The sequence below is a fragment of the uncultured Rikenella sp. genome (assembly GCF_948810725.1).
In the GTDB taxonomy this organism is placed as follows: Bacteria; Bacteroidota; Bacteroidia; order Bacteroidales; family Rikenellaceae; genus Rikenella.
In genome coordinates this window covers 1-21358 of record NZ_CAQIVA010000032.1, presented here as the reverse complement: position 1 = coordinate 21358, position 21358 = coordinate 1, and the positions used below count along the sequence as shown (strand labels likewise).

Below are 21358 nucleotides of genomic sequence, written 5' to 3'. Positions count from 1 at the left end.
AGCATTTCCCGTCCACGGGACGTGGGGCCCGCGCGGCCCGAGCGCAGTACCCTCCCGTAGCTAAAGCCGCGCGCCGCCGCCTAAAGAGGGAAATCGTCAAAATGCGCTGGCGCGTTTTGACAAGATTTCCCCAGGCGCGCGAAAGTGCGGCGGAGCGATAGCGGAGCCGCAGTGAGGCGGACACGGGGCGGAGAACTGGGCTTTGCTTTGGGCTGTGCTTGTTCTTCGGGCGGGAAAACCGACTACGGTTTTCCCGCCGCGCTGGGCCGAGCTTGGGACTGAGATTTGGACTGTGGGTTGGGCTGAACTGTTGGCCGAGCTTTGGTCTTTACTTTAGGGCCGAGAGCGAGTAGCTCAGTCCCCGTGTCAACGGTCGGCCCGCAGCCCCCGGATGCAGAGGGGACGCACAGCGTCTTTTACTGGCCGCCTCGGCCTTAATATTTCGTTCTCCGCTGGCTGCGGCCGAAAAAATGGCTGTGTTCTCGCGACCCTTTATAGGGTCGCGCGGTTCTTCGAACCGCAATAAATGAAAAAAAAGGTGACGGCCTAATTTAGGATAGCTCCGATGGGCTTCGGGTAGAGAATGCAGATAGCTTGTGGGGCAGGCCTGTGGAGATAGAGGCTGCTGTTTGGGGTGGTTCCAGCCCATTGCCCACCGCACGCTGCTCGACCCCGTTTATTCCGAGAGGCAACGCAACTGAAAACCATAGCCGCGACCGTCCGAACCGCTGGTGTACTGGTACTGCGAATGAAAATTCAAGTCCTGTCCGTAGATACCGCTCGTGACGGAAGACCAGCTGGAACCGTAGTTACCGACAGTCACCGGCTCGCCGTTCGCCAGATTGCGGTAGCCCGGGGCGGAGCTGCTCGGCCCCGTTTATTCCGAGAGGCAACGCAACGGAAAACCGTAGCCGCGACTACCCGTGCTGTTGGATGCAAACCACGTTGCATTGAAACCCAAATATGTCCCACGGTAGCGATCTCCCGAGTCATAGGGCGTGGACGACCAGCTGTATCCGCTGTTGCCGACGCTCGCCAGATCGCCCGAAGGACCATTCACGCCTGAGTCACGGAAGCCCGGGGCGGGGACGCTCGGCACGCGAAAGATGGGCGCCTCGGCCCAAGGCGCCTATAAACCGAGCCCGCGGAAACGGCCTGAAGGCAACCGGACAAAAGGCAACCGGACAAAAGGCAACCGGACAAAAAGAACCTAACAAACTAAAAAACAAACCTATATCATGCTGCGTGTGTTTGCATATCCTTTCGGTCGGCTGAGCGTTCGGGCTTTGCTGTGGGGATTCGTGTGGTTCGGCGGCTGCGGAGCGACGGCGGCACAAGCCTCGGCCGGAGCGGCGGACAGTACCGCGATCACCGCACGAGACCGGCGGCGGATCGAAAAGGCGGAGGCCAAAGCACAGCGGCTCGCCGAAAAACGGCGCATGCGGCAAGACCTGACCATCGACCAACGCAAACAACTCAACGAACGCGTCAAAGAGATGGATGGGATCGCTGTCGGACAGCACGTCCGCATCTCGGGCGGAGCCAAAGGATCGCCGTTCGATCCCGAAACCGACAGCTTGTTCAGGAGAGGGCGGTATATCCGCACCACACTGCGACCCGACAGCGCGTTGATCCGCGCAGCGGGATTCGACAGCATTCCGGCTTTCCGGACGGCGCCGGATACGCTCATCGCCAGCCGATTCAGCGACTCGCTGCTGGTGCAATACGTGACCGACTCGACTTTGTGGAAAGCACCGTTCCGGATCGCGGGGCTCACCTATCCGGAGGCGGACAGCACACAGTCCGGCGCGGCGGAAGGAGGGAAAGACGGGAGCGGAGGGCTGCTCTCGGCAGAAGACTCGGCCCGGCTCTTCAAACCCCGGTTCCGGATTACGCAAGACACCATTTCGGCGGGGAGACACACCCTCTTCTCGGCCATTGCGCCGGGATTCGGGCAGATATACAACCGGCAGGCGTGGAAACTGCCGATCCTCTATGGCGGCGTGGGGGGATTTCTGGCCGGCGGGTTCGTCTTCCACAACCGATACAAAACCTACAAAGCGGAGTACGACCGCGCGGTGGACTTGCGGCTGCCGCCGGACATACAGCGGCGGGCGAGGACACAGATGCGGAACGCGGGGAGCGGACAGACCCTGATGTTTGCCATGGCGGGGGCCACGTACCTCTACTTTGTGGCCGACGCGGTCTTCAACTACCGCGGGCCGGTCGACCCGGTGCGAAAGGCGACCACGCTGGCGGCGGTATTTCCAGGGATGGGGTTCGTCTACACCAAAACCTACTGGCGGCTGCCGATCTACTACGGCGGGTTTATCGCCCTGGCCACGGTGATCGACTACAACAACCGGAACTACCAGCGGTACAAGACGGCATACGACGCGCTGACGGACGGAAACCCGTCGACGGTGGACGAGTTCGGGGGACGGTACTCGCCGGAGATCCTCTCGCGCGTGAGGAGCGCTTACCGGAGGGACCGCGACCTGGCGATCATCGGTATGGCGGCGGCTTATCTGCTCAGTATCGTGGACACCTATGTGATCGCTTCGCTCAAAAACTGGGACGTGGACGAGAACCTCTCGGTGAGGGTCGAGCCCACGATGATCGACAGCCGCTTCAACGGACGGCCGGTCAGTCCGGCTCAGGGGACGGCATACGGGCTGGCGCTGAGCTTCCGGTTCTGAGAGGGACGACGACGAAAAATTGACTAACCAACCATATCATGCGAAAATTCCGACTCACAACCGATGGGGGATATAGATGGGGGGGGCTTTCTCTCTGCCTCTTCGGGGCGATGCTGGCGCTGCTCGCCGCGAGCCCGCTGAGGGGGGGGGCGCAGACGGGAGATACCCGCTCGTTCGGCCGGCTGGCGCTCCGCGGGACGGGGGCGAGTACCTACGACTCGCTGCTGGCCAACTTCAAACACCGGAACATCGTCGAATCGTACGACAAGTTCGTGAACGAGTTCATCGACGTCGACCTCGACCACGTGGACATGCGGGGCGCGCTGCCGGACGAGGTCTATGCCGAACGGCTCAAGATGATGGCCACCGAGGTGCAGCTACCCTATAACGACATCGTCAAGAAGTACATCCTCACCTACACCCGCCGCGGAGGGACGATGGAACGGGTGCTGGGGCTCGCGCAGTACTACTTCCCGATCTTCGAGGAGGCGCTGTACCGCTACAAGCTGCCGATGGAGCTCAAAATGCTGCCGGTGATCGAATCGGCGCTGGTGCCGAGGGCCCAGTCGCGCGCGGCGGCGGTGGGACTCTGGCAGTTCATGCTCCGGACGGGGAAGGCGTACGGACTGGAGATCAACACGTTTGTGGACGAACGCAGCGACCCGGTCAAATCGACCGAGGCGGCGTGCCGCTACCTGAAGGACATGTACCGGATGTACGGCGACTGGACGCTGGTGATCGCGGCCTACAACTGCGGGCCGGGGAACGTCAACAAGGCGATGGAGCGTTTCCGGACGGCGCACGGGGGACGCAACGCGGCGACGTACTGGGACTTGTACGAGTACCTGCCGCGCGAGACGAGGGGCTACATCCCGGCGTTCATCGCGGCGACATACGCCTATACGTACTACAAGGCGCACAACCTGAGACCGACGGTGCCGTGGCATCCGGTGGCGACGGATACGGTGCAGATCGACCGCATGCTCCATCTGGAGCAGGTGGCTTCGACGCTCGACATCCCGATCGAGGTGCTCCGGGGGCTCAACCCGCAGTATATCAACGATGTGGTGCCGGCCAAGGCGCAGCCGTACACGCTCACGCTGCCGCAGGAGTACGCCTCGGCTTTCATCCGGAACAGCCGGTCGATCTATGACAAGGATACGCTCTACCTGGCGAAGTACCTGAACATCAGCAACCTGTCGGACGAACAGCTGACGGCGACGACGTCGCGAAACCAGTCGGCGGCTTCGTCGGGCAGCAGGGGGAGCGGTACGAAGATCACTTACAAGGTCAAAAGCGGGGATATCCTCGGCCGAATCGCGATGAAATACAATGTCACGGTGAGCCAGCTCATGAGCTGGAACAACATCAAGAACGCCAAAACGCTCCGACCGGGACAGACGCTGGTCATCTACCGGAAATAACCGCTCTTTCATTCATCAATCGTTTTTCTGTCCTCTCTGTTTCTTTGTGCGGGAGGGAACCGTACCTTTCTTGAAAGAAAGGTACCCAAAGAACTTTTGCAGAGGTCGTCCCCATGGGACGACCACGGGTTCTCTCCGCCTTGTTTCGTTGGGCTGAGATTTTCAGGCGAGGCGCGTTAATCGGGGATATCACCCAAGCGCGCCCGCCGAAAATCCAGCCCAACCCAAGGGCAGACACGGCCAGAGCATCCCGCAGGGATGCGCTCTGAAGTCTTTTTGGTTCTTTTTCTTCAGAAAAAGAACAGTACCCTCCTGTAGCCAAAACGGGGTACAGAAAATCGAATTATTAAAAGAAGATTATGTACAGAAGAAGCTTTTTAGATATCGCATCGCTGCGGCGCGAAGAGATCGACGGACTCGTTCGGCTCGCGGCGCGGCTCAAGGCGCAAAAACGGGCCGGAAACGAAGAACGGTACCTAACGGGGAAAAACATCGTGCTGCTCTTTGCCAAGGATTCGACCCGGACGCGCTGTTCGTTCGAGGTCGGGGCGCACGACCAGGGGGCGGCGGTGACCTACATCGGCGCGAGCGGCTCGCAGATGGGCAAAAAGGAGTCGATCCGCGACACGGCGCGGGTGCTGGGGCGGATGTACGACGGGATCGAATACCGGGGCTACGGGCAGGAGATCGTGGAGACGCTGGCCGAGTACTCGGGTGTTCCGGTCTGGAACGGGCTGACGAACGAGTGTCACCCGACGCAGTTTCTGGCCGACCTGCTCACCATGATCGAGCACTGTGACAAGCCGTTGGAGGAGATCAAGGTCTGCTTCGCGGGGACGGCGGACAACAATGTCGCGCGGTCGCTGATGGCGGGATGCGCCAAGATGGGGATGATCTTTTCGGCGGCGGCGCCGAAGGCGTACCATCCGGATGCGGCGTTCGTCGAGAAGCTCCGCCGGGAAGAGGGGGCGCGGATTACGATTACGGAGGAGGTCGCCGAGGCGGTCGAGGGGGCGGATTTCATCTACACGGACGTGTGGGTGTCGATGGGCGAGCCGACGGAGGTGTGGGGCGAACGGATCCGGCAACTGCTTCCGTATCAGGTCAATCGGCGGATGATGGAGCTGACGGGGAATCCGAAGTGTCAGTTCCTGCACTGTCTGCCGGCGTTCCACGACCTGGAGACGACGGTCGGGCAGGAGATTTTCCAGCAATACGGGCTGCGGGAGATGGAGGTGACGGACGAGGTGTTCGAGTCTGCGGCTTCGCTGGTCTTCGACGAGGCGGAAAACCGGCTCCACACGATCAAGGCGGTGATGGTGGCGACGCTGTCGCAGCAGCCGGAGACGTCGTTTTAGGCAGAAGTTCTCCGCGTTCCATGCCACGACGGTCGGCCGCTATCGTTTTCAGCCGACCGCGCGCGAGCGAAGGGTTGGGCCATCGGCAGCGGGAGGATGCGTAAGCATCCGTCTAAAGTTTTTTTGGTTCTTTTTGTTCACAACCGACGCTGCCAGCGAGAGCAATGCAAACGCAATTTGCAAATTGCCGAGCGGCGAGGAGGAAAACGAGCGCAGCGAAGTTAAAAAGAACAGTACCCTCCCGTAGCCAAAGATGCGCGCCCCGCCTAAAGAAGCGATTCAACTATTTCGGCGGTGAGCCGAATATAGATGAATCGCGCAGGCGCGCGAAAACGCGGCGGAGCGAAAGCGGAGCCGCAGTGAGGCGGACACGGGGCAAAGAACTGGGCTGTGCTTGGGGCTGTGACAGTTCTTTGGGCTCGAAAACCGCAACCGGTTTTTGAGCCGCGCCGGGCCGAGTATGGGGCTGAAATTTGGGCGGTGAGTTGGGTCTTGCTTTTAGCCGAGCTTCTGCGACTCGCAGAGCCGCGTGGCCCGAACCCGACGGAATTGGGGCGAGGTTGGTGCCCGGGCTTAGGGCTTTACTCTCGGACGAGAGCGAATAGCGCGATTCCGCGAGGAATCGCCGGCCTTGTCGCCCAGCGGCGAAGCCGCTCGGGGGGATGGGCGACAGGCCGAACTTGGCTGATTTGGGCGGTGCTGGTGGCGGAGTTCTTGCGACCCAACGGGTCGCGCAGTCCGCCGCCCCCCCATGCGGCGGGCTGCAACTCGTCGGAGCTCGTTGCTGCTCTCCGCTGGCGGCGAACCGTTAAAACTGAGAGCGAGTAGCGCGATTCGCAGAATCGCCGTCCTCGGCGAGGGCGTCGCTTTAGCGGGGCGCGCTGAGGACGAACCTCATAGCAAAGAGGCCGTGCTCTTGCGGCTCTTTGAGCCGCCGGGCCTGCGCGCTGGGCCTTCGGCCCACCCCCGGAGCGCGCAGCCCGAACCCAACAGAATTGGACGAAAGTCCGAAACCAAATGAGCCGAGCTTCTGCGACCCAACGGGTCGCGCGGGCCGGCCGCCTGCCCACGGGCGGCCCGCAACACGCCGCTTGCGCGTCGAGAGTTGCCGTTCCTCCCGGGCGTCCGGCCCACTTTGTCAAAAACGAATAGGTAGTTCGTCCCCAATAGGGTAGCTTAAGTGGAGCGGGTCGGAGCCAGCGTGGGCGGAAACGAGTTCTGCGACGTTGCAGGCCTACGCCTGGGGTGGCTCCGGCCCGGGCGGTTCTGCGAACCGCAAGCATACGAAAAAGGAACAAGCCCGGGTTCTAAGTCCCCAATCGGTTCCGTCGAAAGCTTTCCTGCCCGTTTATTCCGAGAGGCAACGCAACTGAAAACCGTAGCCGCGATCGTTCGCAGTCGAAGGATACATGCCCGTCGCATAGAACAACAAACGCCAGGCGCCCGTGCTGCCGTCGGGCACCGACGCAGACCAGACCGTCCCCTCGTTGCCGAAGCCGTCCAGCGCGCCCGAAGCGTGGTGGCGGAAGCCCGGGGCGGGGCGATAACAAAACAAACTCGGGACGTCGTCCCGCGACCGACTCAAAAACAATACTATGCAGGTCGACATCATCACCACAGCCGCCGAAGTCACCCCGGAACGAGTCCGGGGACGGAACGTCGCCGTTATCGACGTCTTCCGCGCCACCTCCGTCATCGTCACCGCACTCGGAAACGGAGCCAGAGAGATCATTCCCGTCACCGGCGTCGAAGAGAGCTTCCGGCTCCGAGACCAAATCGAACAGGCACATCGCACGGCCGGTGATCCGGGCCCCGTGCTGCTCGGCGGAGAGCGAAACACCGTGATTATCGACGGATTCGACCTCGACAACTCCCCCCTGCGGTACACCCCACAAGCGGTGCGGGACGCCACCGTCGTCATGAGCACCACCAACGGCACACGCGCCGTGAACTGCGCCAGAGGGCTCGCCGACGAAATCTATATCGCCGCCCTGCTCAACGCCGACGCCGTCGCCCGGCGGTTGGGAGAACTCGGGAAAGACGTCGTCCTCGTCTGCTCCGGACGCCACGACCGGTTCACTATCGAAGACAGCTTGTGCGCCGGCATGATGGCACGCTATTTGAACCTTCGGTATGCGTACGAGCTCAGCGACATCGCCTGGTGGTGCGCCGATGTCTACGGACGCTACGAAGACGACCTGCAAGGCGCGCTGGATCACTGCCTGCACTACCACACCATCCGAGAGCGGTGGGGAGCGGACATCGCCTGGTGCCTCAGGCGGAACGAGCTGGAGATCGTACCCAAACTTTACGAACCGGAAGGAGGAATACGACTATGACACACCAACCCAATCAGGACGACCGCAGCCGGCTGGTCGTCATCAAACGCTACACCACGCCGCAGGAGGCCTGGCTCGACGCCGACCTGCTCCGCAGCCGCGGCATCGAATGCGAAGTGGACGGAGCGACGGGAGGCAGCGTGCTGCCGTTCATTCAGGGACAAGTCAGCCTGATCGTGCCGCGCACCGTGGCATCCGAAGCGGTGCGGATCGTGCCCGGGGCGGCATGGCAGGAGGAGGATTAGCGGATGGCAGAGAGTCGCGAACAACAGATACTCGACGCGCTGGCTGCGCAGGGCAACCTGCGCAGCCTCTGTACGTTACGGAGCGTCGGAACCTACATCTACGAGGGGGAGCGGGAGTACTACAACCTCTCCTCGAACGACTACCTGGGGCTGGCCGAGCCGGCGTTGCAGAACCGGTTCCTGCTGGAGGCGGATGTCGAGCGGTTTCTACTCGGGAATCCGGCGTCGCGCTTGATGACGGGGAACAGCCCGGCTTACGAGGCGCTCGAAACGGCGGTGGCCGATCGGTTGGGGACGGAGCGGGCACTGGTCTTGGGGTCGGGATTCGCCGTCAATACGGGGGTGCTGCCGGCGGTGACGGAGCGCGGAGACCTCGTGCTGGCGGACAAGCTGGTGCACGCCAGCCTGATCGACGGGCTGAGGCTCTGCGGAGCGGGGGTCGAGTGGCGCAGGTTCCGCCACAACGACATGGAACAGCTCGAAACGATGCTCGAGGCGCAGCACGGCCGCGGGGGGCGGATTATCGTCGTGACGGAGAGCCTGTTCAGCATGGACGGCGACTTCGCGCCGCTGGCGGAGCTGGCGGAGCTGCAACACCGGTACGGGTTCCGGCTCTACCTGGACGAGGCACACGCGTTCGGGGTCTACGGGCCTGAGGAGGAAAGGTGCGGGGCGGGCTTGCTGGCGGCCTACAACGCGGGGCGGCCGGAACACCTTTTGCGGGCGGACTACCACGTGGTGACGTTCGGCAAGGCGCTGGCCTCGCAGGGGGCGGCGGTGGGGTGCTCGGATGAGACCAAACGGCTGCTGGTCAACCGGATGAGGCCGCTGATCTTCTCGACGGCGCTGCCGGACATCTCGCTGGAGTGGACGCGGTTTCTGCTGGGGCTGATGCCGGAGTTCGCGCCGCGGAGGAAGCGGATTCGGGAGCTTATCGCACTGGTCAACACGATTTTAGAGCCGGAGACTCCGTACGAGTCGCAAATCGTTCCCATTCCGGCGGGGAGCAACGAACGGGCACTGGCCATGGCCGGGACGTTGAAGGCGGAGGGTTTTTGGGCGACGGCGATCCGCCATCCGACGGTGCCGGAGGGAGAGGCGCGGCTGCGGGTGTCGCTCTGCGCGGGCCACACGCCGTATAAAATCGAACAATTCGCCACATTATGCAGGCAGTTTGGATAAATTCGCAGCCGGAGATGCGGAGCGAGCGGGGGGTGATCGTCTTCGCGGCGGGATGGGCGGGGTCGGACGAACTGGTGAGGCACCTCGCGCTGCCGCAAGGATACGACCTGCTGTGCCTCTTCGACTACCGCAGCCTCCCTGCTGCGGCAGAGGCCCGCGAACTCTATGCACAAATAGCGCCTTACCGGCACAAACACCTGATCGCCTGGTCGTTCGGCGTGTGGGCGGCGGAGCGGATTTTCGGCGGGGCGGATGGCGTTTGGGACGGGGCGGTGGCGGTCAACGGGACGCCGCTACCGGTGCACGACGCCTATGGGATTCCGGTGCGGGCCTTCGCGGTGACCGTCCGGAGCATCGAGGGGGCGGGGACGGGGCGCTTCCTGGAGCGGATGTGCGGCACGCCGGAGACGCTGCGGGAGTACTATAAACACCGCTCGACCAGAGGATTGGAGGAGATCGGCGAGGAGCTGCGGCGGCTGCGGGACGGGGCGGCGGAGACGGCGGCGGGTGCGTCGGTACCGCATGCGGGCTTCTGGACGGAGGCGGTGGCGGGGACGGAAGATGCGATTTTCCCGCCGGAAAACATGATGCGCTACTGGACGGAGGCGGGGGTGCGGGTGACGGTCGGGGAGGGGATGCCGCACTATCCGCTGGCCGACGGGGAGTTCCTGAAGCATTCGATTCATGAAGCACGATAAAGAGTTATTACAGAGGCGGTTCGCACGAAATCTGGCGACCTACGAGACGGGGGCGGTCGTGCAGCGGACGATCGCGGAGCGACTGGCCGGCCGGCTGGCGGAACGGATACCGGCCGAGGCGGTGCGGCGGGGGGTCGAGATCGGCGCGGGGACGGGATTTCTGACGCGGCGGCTGGTCGCGCTTTTCCCGGAGGCGGCGTGGACGGCGAACGATCTGGTGCCGGAGAGCGGGCGTTTTCTGCCGCCGGAGGTCGCTTTCGAAGCGGGCGACGGCGAACATTTCCCGTTCGGCGAGGCGCGCTACGACCTGATCGCGACGGCGTCGACGGTGCAGTGGTTCGACGACCTGCCGACTTTCGCGGCTCGCGCGACACGAGGGCTGCGACGGGGAGGACTCCTGGCGGTGGGGACGTTCGGCCCGGAAAACTTCCGCGAAATCACGGCGACAACGGGGCTGGGACTGGAATATTATTCGCTGTCGGAGCTCTCCGATATCTTCATCTCCAATCACTTACAAATCACCGACCGGGAGGAGCAAATCGAAGCGGTGCCCTACCCGACCCCGCTGGAGGTGCTGCGCCACCTGAGCCGGACGGGGGTCAACGCGGTGGCCGAGGAGCGGTGGACGCGGGGGCGGCTGAGGCAATTCGACGCGGATTATCGCGCTGCGTGCGCCGGGGCTTCCGAAATCGCGGCGGATGGCGTAACTTTGACTTTTCATCCGACGATCATCATCGCACAAAAACCATGAGACCATTTTCATCCGGCGTCTACTTCGTGAGCGGCATCGACACCGATGCGGGGAAGAGCTACGCCACGGGGCTGTTGGCGCGTCGCCTGGCCGAGGAGCAGGGGGTGCGGGTCATCACCCAGAAATTCGTCCAGACGGGCAACACGGGCCTCTCGGAGGACATCGAACTGCACCGGCGGCTGATGGGGATTCCGTTGCAGGAGGTGGATCTCGACGGGACGACGGCTCCGCTGATCTACCGTTTTCCGGCCTCGCCGCACTTAGCGGCGGCGCTGGAGGGGCGCGCGGTGGAGACGGCGCGGATCGACGCTTCGACGGAGCGGCTGCGGGGGCTCTACGACATCGTGCTGGTCGAGGGGGCGGGAGGGCTGGCGGTGCCGCTGGCTCCGTTCTCGGCGGCAACGGAGGGGGGGCGCGAGTACCTCACGATGGACTATGTGGCGGAGCGGCGGCTGCCGTTGCTTTTCGTGACGTCGGCGAAGCTGGGGAGCCTGAATCACACACTGTTGAGCTTCGAGGCTTGCCGGGCGCGAGGGATCGAGGTGGGGGGGGTGCTCTGGAATCTCTGTCCGGCGGGCGACCCGGTCATCGCGGCGGATACGCGGGCGTATATCGCTGATTACTTGCGGGTTTACTGGCCTGCGGCGCAGCTGATCGACATTCCGGCGCTCTGAGGGGCGGTCTGTTTTCGCGTGTCGGCGGCCCGCCTCGGGCTTCCGCGGTAACTCTTCGGGCGTACCGGGCGGCGTCGGTGGCTACGGCTATAGCTGGTCGTCTGCGGTCAGCGGTATCATCGGGTGGTTCTTGCACTTCAATGCGCAGAGCCTCACTCCCTGCAACGCGGACTACCGTGGCTACGGTCTTCAGTTGCGGTGCCTCTCGGAATAAACGAGGGTGCCGCTCGCGGGGGCAAGGGGTTGGAGTTACTCTAACTGGGTCGACTTTGGCGGACGGAGCCAGCGGGGGCCGAACGAGGCTCACGAGTTGCGGGCCTCCCGTGGGGAGGCGTCCGGCCCGCGCGACCCTAAAGGGTCGCAAAAGCAGTGCCTTGTTTGACGCCCCATTCTGTTGGTTTTGGACTGTGCGCTCCGGGGGTGGGCCGAACGGCCCAGCACACAAGCTCGGCGGTTCGAAGAACCGCAAAAGCCAAGCCCATTCGTCCTCGGGTGCGCCCCCCGGCGCCCGCCTTCGGCGTTCGCTGCGCGCCGAGGACGGCGATTCCGAACGGAATCGCGCCATTCGCTCTTAACCTAAGTTCGCCGCCAGCGGAGGAGCAACGAGCCCCGTCGAGTTGCAGCCAGCCGCGTGGGGTGGCGGCGAACTGCGCGGCTCAAAGAGCAGCAAGAGCTCGGCCAACAATTCAGCCCGATTCGCAGTTCAAAACTCGCCCCCAATTCTGTCGGGGTCGGCCTGTCGCCCACGCGGATCGAAGTCTGCGGGGCCCAAAGCAACGTCAGTTGCGGGCCTCCGCGGTCGGAGGCTTCGGCCCGCGCGACCCTAAAGGGTCGCAGGAACACGGCCAACAGCTCAGCCCAATCCACTGCCCAAATCTCAGCCCCATGCTGGGCCCGGCGCGGCGCGAAAACCGCAACCGGTTTTCGCACCCGAAGAACAGTTGCAGCCCAAAGCTCGCCCCAGTTCTCCGTCCCGTGTTCGCTTCACTGCGGCTCCGATTTCGCTCCGCCGCGCTTTTCGCGCGCCTGGGGAAATCCAGTCAAAACGCACAAGTGCATTTTGACGATTTCCCTCTTAAGGCGTGGCGCGCGGCTTTAGCTACGGGAGGAGACTGCCCTCAGGCCGGGCAGGCCCCGCGTGCCCGCGGCGGGCAAATGGCAGCCTCTACCCCGTTTATTCCGAGAGGCAACGCAACTGAAAACCGAAACCACGGCCATTTGTATAGCTGGGGCTGAAACCCTGTGTGTGGAAATCTACGAATAGACTGTAAGCTTCTTTTGTCGATGATGAGTAGCTGTATCCGCTGAGGCCGACGCTCGCCAGAGCTCCCAATAATCCGTGAAGGCCTGAATCGCGTAAGCCCGGGGCGGGGATTTCTATTCAGGCACCCAAAAAAGTGAACAGCCCCTGCACAAAAACACCCTGAGACACACAATAATTTCACCCCGACACTCGTTGTCCGGGCAAACGTGAACGCAAACAACGCAAACGCGAACACAAACAACCCCTCAACGCCCCCTCATGCCAAACCCCCAAGCCACGACGCACCGAAGCCTCTGGTTCCCCATCCTCAGCCTGCTGATCCTCTTCTGCGCCGCCAACATGCTCCTCGGAGCCCTCGCCCGACAACTCGACCACCTCGGAAACGCCGGACTCCGCCAATTCATCGCCTACGTCGGCAGCTTCGCCGTCACCATCGGCTACGCACTCGCCATCAGACGGCACTGGGGAGTGCTCATGCCCTCCTTCCGGCCCGAAAAGTGGAAACTCCACGGGCCCTTTATCCTCGTCGGTGTCATCCTCCTCTTCGCCACAGGCATCCTCCTCACTCCCATCACCGACCGGATGCCCGACCAGTACAGCCGACTGCTCGACGACTACCTCAGAGGAGGACTCTGGCCCGTCATCACCGCCGTCGTCGCCGCACCGCTCCTCGAAGAGTTCCTCTTCCGCGGCATCATCCAGAAAAACCTCGTCGCACGAGTCGGGCCCGGAGCCGGAATCCTGATCGCCGCCGCCATCTTCGGCGCCATCCACCTCATCCCCCAACAGATGATCTACGCCGGCTGCGTCGGACTGATCCTCGGCTGCATCTACCACTTCACCGGATCGCTGGGCAGCGCCGTCGCCGTACACTTCATCAACAACGGCATCGCCACCCTCGCAGGCTTCGTCCTCGGAAGCGAAAGCATCGAAAAACGGCTCCTCGGAGGCGGAGAAGGGCCCGTATGGTACACCGCCTACGGCCTTTCGATCGTGCTGGCGGCAGCCGCAGCGGCCTATGCCGTGCGGCGCATCAGACGCCCCAAGAGCGATTCCGCCCGGAGGGATTAGGGATTTCGCAAAAGAATCGCTATTTTTGTTCGTTAGTGCGCTCCCCGCTTCGGGCGCGCCCACATCGTAACACCACCGTGAAACACCTCTCGACACGCACCTGCCTCGCCGGGCTGCTGCTCGCCGGACTGGCGATCGGCGCCCCGAGTTGCAACAAACTCAAACTCTACAACGCCGATCGCGGCGAGGTCATCGCCTCGGTCGGAAACCGGAAACTCTATGCCAGCGACATCGCCGGACTCATCGAACCGGGGCTCACGGCACGGGACAGCGTGGCGGCGTTGCAGGCCATTGCCGAAAACTGGGTGCGCAAGGAGATCAAAAGCGCCGCGGCAGAGGAGGCTTTCTCGGAACAGACCCAGGATATCGAGGCCCGGGTGGCCGAGTATCGCGGCGCGCTGCTCACCTACCGCTACGAACAGGAGTGGGTCGGGCAGCGGCTCGACACGGCGGTCACGGCGGAGCAGATCACCGAGTACTACGACGCGAACCGGAACGGATTCCGGCTCGCCGGGCCGATCGTCAAGGCACGCATCGCAAGGATTCCGGCCGGACTCAGGCAGAGCAAAAAGCTCGAAGAGATGTTCCGATCCGAAAACGAAAACGACCGGGACGACTTCCTCAACATCTGTCACAAAAACGGATACCGGACGGACGACTTCAGCACCGAGTGGACGGACTTCAGCACCGTGATCCAGCATATCCCTTTCTCGCAGAGCAACTTCGACGACTTCCTCCGGACGCACCGCTACTACGACGTCGAGGACGACGAATACAAATACATGCTGGCCATCGACCTCTTCCGGCCCAGCGGAGACTACTCGCCCAGGGAACGCGAAACGGAAAATATCCGTAAAATCATCCTCAACCGGCGGCGGCAGGAGTTGCTCAGGCACCTCGAAGACAGCCTCTACGCCTCGGCCCGGAACGACCGACGGTTCGACATCAAAATCAGCGAATAATCAACCTCTCTCTCCTACATGAGAATCAGACACTTTTCGACCTTTCTGCTGCTGGGCGGGCTCGTGCTCGCTTCGGGCCGGGGAGCTGCGCTCGCGGCGCCGGCGACGGACTCGACGGCGCACGTCCTCCCGCAAACCATTGCCGACGAGGTCGTGGCGGTGGTGGGAAACAGCCAGATCCTCCTCTCCGACCTCGAAGAGGCCACCAACGAAACGGTGCGGGCGCGTGCCGTGACGGGTACGATCACCGACCGGCCGGCTCGCGACGAGGCGCTGGAGAACCTGCTCATCGTGAAACTCCTCTCGGAACAGGCCCGGGCCGACTCGCTCGACAAGGAGCTCCCCGGCGGACTCGAAGCGCAGATCGAGGCTCAAATCCAGCAACTGGTGCTCGAAGCGGGATCGGTCAAAGCGCTCGAAAAGAGGTTCCGCAAGGAGATCTACGCCATCAAGGACGACCTGAAAAAGGCGGCCGAAGACATGCAGCTGGCCAGCCTGATGCAGAGCGACGTGATGAAAAAGGTGACGGTGACGTATGCCGAGGTGGCGGACTTCTTCGGCAAAGTGCCGCTCGACTCGATGGAGCTGATTCCGGAACAGTACGTCTACGCCCAGATCGTGCGGCTGCCGCCGGCCACGGAGGAGCGTAAGTTCGAGGTGCGGCAGCGGCTGCTCGAATTCCGCCGCCGGATTCTGGCGGGCGAAAAGCTGGGGGCGCTGGCGCGGCTCTACTCGATGGACCCGGGGACGGCACGCAGCGGCGGCGAATGGGGGCCGGGGGATGCCAACCAGCTGGTCTATCCGATCGTCGAGGCGCTCGAAAACCTGAAGCCGGGGATGGTCTCGGAGGTGATCGAGACGGAGTACGGATACCACATCGTGGAGCTGATCTCGCGGCGCGACAACCTGTTGCACTTCCGCCAGATCCTGCTCAAACCGCAGTTCACGGTCGAGGAGACGGAACGCGAACTGAAGCTCCTCGACAGCTTGGCCCGGGAGATCGGAACGGACAAAAAGGCGTTCGAAGAGGCGGTCGGGCTCTACTCGATGGATGCCCAGACGAACCGAAACGGCGGGGTGGTCTTCAACGCGAAGGAGGCGCGGGAGAATTTCGACACGAAGTACGCCAATCCGCGCTACATGAAGGATGCGCTCGACCCGATGGACTACCGGGCTCTGTCGCGGTTGCAGCCGGGCGAAGTCTCGGCGCCGTTCGAAACGATCGACCGGGCGAACGGGAACACGCTCTACAAGATCGTGCGGCTCAACGAGGTGATCCCGACGCACGTGGCGAGCCTGGCCCAGGATTACGAGATCATCGAGGATGTGGCGCTCCAGGACAAGCAGAACCGGACGCTGGACAAGTGGCTCAACGAGATGATCGGCAAGATGTACGTCTGGATCGCGCCGGAATATCGGGGGTTGCAGTTCGAGCGGAAGTGGATTCGGGAGTAGCGGGGTGCCGCGCCTGGGAGTTGAGCCAAGGCTGCCGCTTGCCCACCGCGGGCAAGCGGGGCCTGCGCGGCTGACGCGTTCGCGTCATGGCGGGCGGCCGTTACTATTTCTTCTTAGCCTAACCGCACGCGACCGCTGGAAAATCAAAGCGCAAGACGCTTTGAATAAGATTTCCGCCAGCGCGCGGACAAAGAATTGGGCCGAGGCGGCCTTGGGGTAGAGGCGGCCAGTGGAAATGCGCCAGCATTTCCCGTCCACGCACCCACAGGGTGTATTGTTAGGGTTCTCTCTGCCTTACTAAGTGTGGCCCGCTTGGCCGACGCGTTCGCGTCATGGCGCGCGGCCGTTATTACTTTCCAGTTGCTCGCGCGCCGACGCCTAAAGAGGGAAATCGTCAAAATGTGCTGGCACGTTTTAACAAGATTTCCCCGGCGCGCGGAACAGAAGGTTGGGTGAAGGATGCCAGTGGAAATGCGTAAGCATTTCCCGTCCACGGGATGTGGGTCCCGGCCGGCCCGAGGCCAGTCCCCTCAAACCAAATCGCGCGCCACGCTTTAAAAGAGAAATCGTCAAAATGTGCTGGCACGTTTTGACAAGATTTCCCTAGGCGCGCGGACAAATCGACTCTGCCGAAAACTTCGTCGCCCGCCCGCCTAAAGAGGGATTTCGCTCATTTTGCATCAGCAAAATCGAGATGAAATCCCAGCGGGCGACGGCAAACGCAGCGGAGCGACAGCGGAGCCGCAGTGAGGCGGACACGGGGCAAAGAACTGGAGCGAGCTTTGTACCGTGCTGTTCTTTGGGCGCGAAAACCGTAGTCGGTTTTCGCGCCGCGCTGGGCCGAGCTGTTGACCGAGCTTTTGCGACCCTTTGGGTCGCGCGGGCCGAAGCTTCCCGCCGCGGAGGGACGCACAGCGTCTTTTGCTGCCAGCCTCTACCCCAAACCCCGCAGGCTTCGACCGCTTGAACTGAGAGCGAGTAGCGCGGTTCTTTGAACCGCCGGCCCTGTCGCCCAGCGGCGAAGCCGCTCGGGGGTGGGCGACAGGCCGAAACCGAGAGCTTTAGGCGGTGAATGGGTGCGGTGCTCGTGCGACCTTTAGGTCGCCGGGCCTGCGCGCTGGGCTTTCGGCCCACCCGGGGAGCGCGCGGCCCGAACCCGACAGAATTGGGGCAGAGAATTGGCTGTGCTTTGGGAGGTCAGACGCTCGGGAGGTACTGTCATGGGGTAGAGGCGGCCAGTAAAAGACGCTGTGCGTCCCTCCCGAGGGAGAGGCGTCCGGCCCGGGCGGTTCTGCGAACCGCAGTAAACGCAATACAGGGTAGAGGCTACCAGTAAAACGCCCTGTGGGCGCGTTTATTCCGAGAGGCAGCGCAACTGAAAACCGAAGGCGCGGTAGTACGCGGTGCTGGGATTAAGCCACGCCACGCTGAAACCCAAGTGCATGCCATTGGTACCGCCGACCGTGGAAGCCCAGCTGTAACCGTAGTTGCCGACGTCCGTCAGAGCGCCCAATCGCCCATTATTGCCCGCGTCGCGGAAGCCCGGGGCGGAGGCACACCCCAAAAAAACACAGACCCGACAACTCGCCTAACACCCGACAAACCATGGACTTCGGATTCACCATCAACACCCCGCGCGCCATCTACCTCGACCGGATAGACCCCGCGCTCCGAGACCGCATCATCCGACGGGAACCCACTACCCTGCTCTGCATCGGCTGCGGCAGCTGCACCGCCACCTGCACCGCCGGACAATTCGCCCCCTTCAGCCTCCGCAAAGTCCAGCACTGGATCAGACGAGGAGAGTACGAAACCGCGAAAAACGCACTCAAAGCGTGCATGCTCTGCGGAAAATGCCGGATGGTCTGCCCCAGAGGGGTCAATACCAGAGCCGTGGTGCACACCCTGCTGGAAACCTTGTAAACCCGCAGGCCCTGCCCCACACATCGAAAAACCGACCCGAAACCCACTATGCCCACGACACGATACCTGATCGCCGCCCTCGCCGCCGCCTTTTTCCTCGTCCCGTTCGGCACCTCGCGCGGCGGCGCAGTCCAAGCCGGAACAGCGACCCCAACGACGGCACAGTCCCGGAACGACGGCGCTGAAACAAACGGCGAAAAAGCCATCGTCAACTACTACGGCGACCTGATGGCCAAACGCGGGCCGAACGACACCGTCCTCTACCTCAACGACCACGTCGCCTTCCACCACAACGGAGCCTTCATCCAGTGCGACAGCGCACGGCGGTACGACGAATACCGTATGGAGTGCTTCGGAAACGTCATCATCAACAAAGACTCCACCTTCATCTACGGCGACCGCGCCAGCTACGACGGACACACCAACCTCGCCAAAGTCTACTCCCCCCTCCTGAAACTCGTCAACGGAGAGGCCACCATGTGGGTCTACGACGAAATGGAGTTCGACACACGCACCAACGTCGGCAAATACGACCGGGGAGGAGTCATCTTCCTGCGCGACAACCTCATGGAGTCCGATCGCGGGATCTACTACGGCGACTCGGCCCTCATTACCTTCGCCGGACACGTCGCCCTGCGGAACACCGACTACCGGATGCGCACCGACTCGATCGGATACGACCTGAACAACGAGATCGTTACGTTCCTCGCGAAGACCTATATTTGGGATCAGGAGCGCGACTTCCTCACCGCAGACCGGGGACAGTACGTCCGCGCGACCCAGACCTACCACTTCACGCGCAACGCCTACGCCATGACCGCCGACCAAGAGTTCTGGGCCGACACGATGGACTACGAAAGCGTCGGGAGGCGGGTGACCCTGCGCCGCAACATCCAGATGCTCGACACCGCCCAGCGGGCGATCGGGCTGGGCGACTACGGCTTCTACGACGACTCGCTGAGTAACGGGATGCTCACGGCACGACCGGCCGTGATCCTCTACGACAGCGTGGCCGAACCGGACAGGCCGGCGGCGGACTCCTCGACGCTATGGATGACCGACTCTTTGCCCCGGACGGAACGGCCGGCGGCGGACTCCACTTTTGCGCGGGCCGATACGCTGTTTTTCCAGACCTACGGGCCGGGGCGGTCGAAACCGGGGCTAAAAAAACGGCAGGCGCAGGGAGATTCGACCACACGCACCGTTCCGACGGACAGCTCGGCGATGGCGGCGGACTCGACCGCGGCGGGCAGGATTCGGCGGGCGGCGGCGATCGGAGCCGAAGAACCGCCGCTGCCGACGGCACCGGACTCGATCCTCTTATCGCCTGACCCGTCGGGAATTGCGCCGCGCAAAGACTCCCTCGAGCGGGTCGTCCGCGGACGGCATCATGTCAAACTGTGGCGAACGGACGTGCAGGGGATTTGCGACTCGCTGACAGCCTACTCGGTGGACTCGATGGCGATCCTTTACGGGCGGCCGGTGATCTGGAACGGAGACAACCAGCTCACGGCGGATCGCATCGAGCTCTTCAGCCGCGACGGCGAGATCGACTACGCCGAATTCATCGGCTCGCCGTTCATCACCCAAAAGGCCGAACACTCCGACACGCTCTTCAACCAGGCCGAAGGGCGGTTCCTTCAGGCGTGGTTCCGCGAGAACGAGATTCATCGGGCCATCATGACCGGGAACGTCATCAACTATTACTTCGTGGGGCAGGACAGCCTGCCGCCGGACGAGATGTACGTCGTCTCGTCCGCCAGCCTCACCATCGACTTCGAAGACCAGGAGCCGGTGTACTTCAACTGGGGAGGATCGGGCGACGGATACGTCGACCCGCTGGACAAGGTGCCTGCGGGCCAGTCGTTGCAGCTGAAAGGCTTCAGCTGGGAGCCGGAACGGAAGCCGACCGGACGGTACGACATCACCGACCGGTCGGTGCGGCCTTCGCAGCGGCGCGAGGCGGAGGGATATCCCCAGCCGGTCTTCTCGATCGAAGAGCGGTTCCGGCAGACGCGCCAACGGCTGATCGAAAGCGGCACCTGGCGAGATCGCAGCGAACCGCTGTGGGTGACGCTCGACATCTTCAACACCTCCACCCTGCTCTACCAATAAACCACACAATAAATTGACTATGAAACCTTTACATACCACCCTCCTGTACTGGGCCCTCTGCGGCACCACGCTCGCCACCGGCATGGCCGCCCCGGCAGAGGCTTCGCCGAAACCCCGGAAAGAGTACCGACGCGGACTCGAAGCCATCACCCGCCGGAATGCAGAAGCCTCGCTGCGTTTTCTGGCCTCGGACGAAATGGGAGGCCGACTCGCCGGATCGGTCGAAGGGCGGATCGCCGGGCAATACATCCGCTCGGAGCTGGAACAGATGGGATACTCGCAACAAATTACGGAACAACCGTTTACGGGCAGAAAAGGCGAGGCGTTGCGGAATATTCTGGTCAAGATTCCGGGACGGGATACCACCCGGCAGGTGATCGTCGGAGCGCACTACGACCACGAGGGACGGCGCGACGGACGCGTCTTTCCGGGCGCGGACGACAACGCCAGCGGCGTGACGGTGCTCCTGGAGCTGGCCCGGGCCGCTGCGGCGACGCGAACCCAGCCGGAACACACGCTGATCCTCGCCTTCTGGGACGGCGAAGAGCGCGGCCTGCAAGGCTCGCGGCACTACGTCTCGCAACTGGGGGCGGACACGGCGCGGATCGACTGCTACATCAACTTCGACATGGTGGGACGCAACACGGACGAGACGCGGCCGCGTCTGTTCCGCTACTTCTACACGTCGACCAAACCGGAACTGAAGACCTGGTACGTCGAATCGGTCAAGGCGGGCGGGCTGACAGAAGTGGAGGCGGATTTCCGTCCGTGCGACCGGACGATCGGCGGGAGCGACAACACGCCGTTCGCCCGCGCGGGCATTCCGATCGCGTGGTACCACACGGACGGCCATCCGGACTACAACACGCCGAACGACACGCCGGATCGGATCAACTATCCGAAACTGCTGGACATCGCCCGTTCGTCGTGGTACCTGATCTGGCGGATGGCCTACGTGGAGTAAGGCTCCTCGCCGGGCGGGCGTTTTCCGCACCCGGGGAGCCTCCGGCGGGTCGGACGCAAAAAGTCGGGTGCGAAAAAAGAAGGCATAGGGTTTGGAAATTCGAAACGAACGCATTACCTTTGCACCGTCTTCCGACAAAGGGGAGGCACAAATTTATTTGGCGAGGTAGCTCAGCTGGTTAGAGCGCATGATTCATAATCATGAGGTCGAGAGTTCAAGTCTCTCTCTCGCTAC

19 protein-coding genes and 1 tRNA gene are annotated in these 21358 nt (G+C 62.8%); 16 read left to right on the top strand and 4 right to left on the bottom strand.

All coding sequences use genetic code 11. The annotated features are described in order from the left end of the window. Positions 1 to 676: 676 nt before the first annotated feature. Both Q9S52_RS08210 and Q9S52_RS08205 read right to left on the bottom strand, forming a co-directional pair. A complete protein-coding gene (locus tag Q9S52_RS08210) occupies positions 677 to 823 on the bottom strand; it encodes a hypothetical protein (protein WP_297626722.1) in 147 nt (48 codons plus the stop codon). A gap of 54 nt (positions 824 to 877) precedes the next feature. Beyond that, the gene (locus tag Q9S52_RS08205) at positions 878 to 1060 is read right to left on the bottom strand and encodes a hypothetical protein (RefSeq protein WP_304708770.1); all 183 of its coding nucleotides are present in this window, start codon (positions 1058 to 1060) and stop codon (positions 878 to 880) included. A gap of 178 nt (positions 1061 to 1238) precedes the next feature. Between Q9S52_RS08205 and Q9S52_RS08200 the strand changes: the two genes are divergently transcribed. The 3 genes from Q9S52_RS08200 to argF all read left to right on the top strand — a co-directional run bounded on the left by Q9S52_RS08200 (position 1239) and on the right by argF (position 5481). Next, a complete protein-coding gene (locus Q9S52_RS08200; protein ID WP_304708769.1) occupies positions 1239 to 2699 on the top strand; it encodes a DUF5683 domain-containing protein in 1461 nt (486 codons plus the stop codon). A gap of 38 nt (positions 2700 to 2737) precedes the next feature. Beyond that, positions 2738 to 4123, top strand: coding sequence for a lytic transglycosylase domain-containing protein (locus tag Q9S52_RS08195; RefSeq protein ID WP_304708768.1), 1386 nt, complete (start codon positions 2738 to 2740; stop codon positions 4121 to 4123). A 359-nt stretch (positions 4124 to 4482) separates the two neighbouring features. Then, complete coding sequence (argF, locus tag Q9S52_RS08190) at positions 4483 to 5481, top strand: ornithine carbamoyltransferase (protein ID WP_304708767.1); 999 nt, start codon at positions 4483 to 4485, stop codon at positions 5479 to 5481. A 1348-nt stretch (positions 5482 to 6829) separates the two neighbouring features. Here the strand turns inward: argF and Q9S52_RS08185 are convergent. Continuing rightward, positions 6830 to 7036, bottom strand: coding sequence for a hypothetical protein (locus tag Q9S52_RS08185; protein WP_304708766.1), 207 nt, complete (start codon positions 7034 to 7036; stop codon positions 6830 to 6832). Positions 7037 to 7076: 40 nt separating this feature from the next. On the opposite strand from Q9S52_RS08185, the gene Q9S52_RS08180 reads away from it, so the two are divergent. The 9 genes from Q9S52_RS08180 (at position 7077) to Q9S52_RS08140 (ending at position 16122) form a co-directional block, all read left to right on the top strand. Beyond that, entirely contained in the window at positions 7077 to 7820 is a 744-nt protein-coding gene (locus Q9S52_RS08180; RefSeq protein WP_304708765.1) for a 2-phosphosulfolactate phosphatase, read from the top strand. Continuing rightward, on the top strand, positions 7817 to 8065 hold the full coding sequence (locus Q9S52_RS08175) for a hypothetical protein (protein WP_304708764.1): 249 nt from the start codon (positions 7817 to 7819) through the stop codon (positions 8063 to 8065). Before Q9S52_RS08180 ends, Q9S52_RS08175 begins: the two co-directional genes overlap by 4 nt. 3 nt (positions 8066 to 8068) lie before the next feature. Next, a complete protein-coding gene (locus tag Q9S52_RS08170; RefSeq protein ID WP_304708763.1) occupies positions 8069 to 9247 on the top strand; it encodes an 8-amino-7-oxononanoate synthase in 1179 nt (392 codons plus the stop codon). Further along, positions 9229 to 9945 carry a pimeloyl-ACP methyl esterase BioG family protein gene (locus Q9S52_RS08165; RefSeq protein ID WP_304708762.1) on the top strand — a complete coding sequence of 239 codons (717 nt, stop codon included), beginning with the start codon at positions 9229 to 9231 and terminating at the stop codon, positions 9943 to 9945. The genes Q9S52_RS08170 and Q9S52_RS08165 overlap by 19 nt, the downstream gene beginning before the upstream one ends. After that, positions 9932 to 10696: a methyltransferase domain-containing protein gene (locus tag Q9S52_RS08160; protein WP_304708761.1), complete on the top strand. Its 765-nt coding sequence runs from the start codon at positions 9932 to 9934 to the stop codon at positions 10694 to 10696. The genes Q9S52_RS08165 and Q9S52_RS08160 overlap by 14 nt, the downstream gene beginning before the upstream one ends. Then, complete coding sequence (bioD, locus tag Q9S52_RS08155; RefSeq protein ID WP_297627458.1) at positions 10693 to 11370, top strand: dethiobiotin synthase; 678 nt, start codon at positions 10693 to 10695, stop codon at positions 11368 to 11370. The genes Q9S52_RS08160 and bioD overlap by 4 nt, the downstream gene beginning before the upstream one ends. A 1522-nt stretch (positions 11371 to 12892) precedes the next feature. After that, positions 12893 to 13705: a CPBP family intramembrane glutamic endopeptidase gene (locus Q9S52_RS08150; RefSeq protein ID WP_304708760.1), complete on the top strand. Its 813-nt coding sequence runs from the start codon at positions 12893 to 12895 to the stop codon at positions 13703 to 13705. 77 nt (positions 13706 to 13782) lie between these two features. Beyond that, on the top strand, positions 13783 to 14667 hold the full coding sequence (locus Q9S52_RS08145) for a hypothetical protein (protein WP_300829534.1): 885 nt from the start codon (positions 13783 to 13785) through the stop codon (positions 14665 to 14667). 18 nt (positions 14668 to 14685) lie between these two features. Beyond that, positions 14686 to 16122 (top strand): peptidylprolyl isomerase, encoded by a 1437-nt coding sequence (locus tag Q9S52_RS08140; RefSeq protein WP_300728940.1) that lies wholly within the window; start codon positions 14686 to 14688, stop codon positions 16120 to 16122. Between the two features lie 1354 nt (positions 16123 to 17476). Here the strand turns inward: Q9S52_RS08140 and Q9S52_RS08135 are convergent. Then, positions 17477 to 17635: a hypothetical protein gene (locus Q9S52_RS08135; protein WP_304708759.1), complete on the bottom strand. Its 159-nt coding sequence runs from the start codon at positions 17633 to 17635 to the stop codon at positions 17477 to 17479. Between the two features lie 92 nt (positions 17636 to 17727). Between Q9S52_RS08135 and Q9S52_RS08130 the strand changes: the two genes are divergently transcribed. The 4 genes from Q9S52_RS08130 (at position 17728) to Q9S52_RS08115 (ending at position 21357) form a co-directional block, all read left to right on the top strand. Continuing rightward, on the top strand, positions 17728 to 18045 hold the full coding sequence (locus Q9S52_RS08130; protein ID WP_300400685.1) for a 4Fe-4S dicluster domain-containing protein: 318 nt from the start codon (positions 17728 to 17730) through the stop codon (positions 18043 to 18045). A 48-nt stretch (positions 18046 to 18093) separates the two neighbouring features. Next, entirely contained in the window at positions 18094 to 20160 is a 2067-nt protein-coding gene (locus Q9S52_RS08125) for an OstA-like protein (RefSeq protein WP_304708758.1), read from the top strand. A gap of 19 nt (positions 20161 to 20179) precedes the next feature. After that, on the top strand, positions 20180 to 21124 hold the full coding sequence (locus Q9S52_RS08120) for a M28 family metallopeptidase (RefSeq protein ID WP_304708757.1): 945 nt from the start codon (positions 20180 to 20182) through the stop codon (positions 21122 to 21124). A gap of 159 nt (positions 21125 to 21283) precedes the next feature. Continuing rightward, positions 21284 to 21357 (top strand) — tRNA-Met (locus Q9S52_RS08115). Position 21358 lies beyond the last annotated feature (1 nt).